Source organism: Oleiphilus sp. HI0061, assembly GCF_001635675.1.
On the sequence record NZ_LWFE01001579.1, the window covers coordinates 1 to 1,746 of the forward strand.

General features: G+C 43.6%; 1 protein-coding gene. It reads left to right on the forward strand.

What is annotated here, in order from left to right; translation table 11 throughout:
* Window positions 1-242: 242 nt before the first annotated feature.
* Window positions 243-1,746, forward strand: a 1,504-nt coding sequence (locus A3735_RS24665; RefSeq protein ID WP_068638823.1) for a methyl-accepting chemotaxis protein, incomplete at its 3' end; no start/stop codon positions are given.

Below are 1,746 nucleotides of genomic sequence, written 5' to 3' on the forward strand. Positions count from 1 at the left end.
TTTATCTTTAAACGACGCGCGTTAGCAAATGAGTGCGAAAAACTATTAAGCCAAAGCAGAGCAAGCTAGCTGCTACATAATTATATCTGAAAACTATTACAGATCTACTTCAATTATTGATTAAATCCAGTAACTTGCATGAGAGAGACTTTGAATCTATATTAGGAACTTCTGCTCACGAATCAATCTATTTTGCAGTAAAATCACGACCCAACCATTACTGATTTCTTAAGGAAAACACTTTGTTTAGCAACCTTCGATTTGAAGTCAAAATTTGGCTACTTCTAGCTATTGCCATTATTAGCAGCTTATTCATTCAAGTTTTTGACCGGATTAATGAGCGAGATAACTTGCTCGAAAGTCGAAAAAGTGAAGTGAAGCATCTTGTTGAAAATGCGTCTTCGCTGCTTAGCTCATTCTACGAACGAAGAGATATATTGGGTGAAGCAGAAGCTAAAAAACAAGCCGTCAACGCTATCAGACACCTAAGGTACGACAATGGCAGCGGATATTTCTGGATCAATGATTATAGCGCGAAAATGGTGATGCACCCTATTAAGCCAGCACTGAACGGAAAAGACTTAAGCGAATTTACCGACCCTAAAGGCACGCAACTGTTTTCCGATTTTGTGAAAGTCGTACGCAGCTCTGAAAGCGGGTATGTCGATTATTATTGGGCTAAACCTGGAAAAGACGAACCTGTTGCAAAAACCTCATATGTTCAAGGCTTCAAACCTTGGAACTACATTATCGGCAGCGGTGTATATATTGACGATATCGATGAGCTATTCTGGAAAAAGTCACGATCGTCTATCTTCTTGCTTCTTGCCACGCTCATTGTCGTTGCTGTGATCGCTCGAATGATGACCCAAGACTTGGTCGAACCTTTAAAGCGAATCGTATCAGTCATGAAAGACGCTGCAAACGGAGACTTTCGACAAGAAATTGAGCAAACTGAGCGTCGCGATGAGCTAGGAGGTCTAAGCCGATCGTTCATCAGCATGCAAAGCGCCTTCCGTAGCTTAATCAATCACTGCAAACACGGCTCTGAAGAAATGTCGTCTTCTGCAACCGTCATAAATGACATTACATCAAGAACATCAGAAGGTGTTGACCAACAACACTCTGAGACCGAGCTTCTCGCCTCGGCAATTGAAGAGCTTGCCATGACAATTCAAGAGATTGCTAACAACGCTGCAGAAACCTCAGACCTGACTCACGAAGCAAATACTCAAATAAATCAAGGTAACGAGATGATGCGCAATACCATTGGTGCAATCAGCAGCGTCTCGGATGATATGACACAAGCCAGCCAAGTCATTAGCCAACTTGAAGCCGATGTTCAACAAATTGACACCATTCTTGGCGTCATCAGAAACATTTCTGAACAGACCAACCTATTAGCTTTGAACGCCGCGATCGAGGCTGCACGAGCTGGCGAAACAGGCCGCGGCTTCGCGGTAGTAGCAGATGAAGTTAGGTCTCTCGCACAACGAACTCATGAATCCACTGAAGAAATACAGGCGATGACTGAAGCTCTGCAATCTGCCGCTGCCAATGCAGTTAAAGTAATGGAGGCCGGAAAGATCCATACTCAATCTTGTGTGGATAATGCTTACAGCACCGGAGAGTGCCTAATGATAGCGGGTTCAAAAGTCGCTGAAGTCACCGATAGGAATAATATGATCGCTGCAACGGTGGAACAACAAGGCATCGTTGCGAATGAAGTCAGCAGCAATGTGGTCT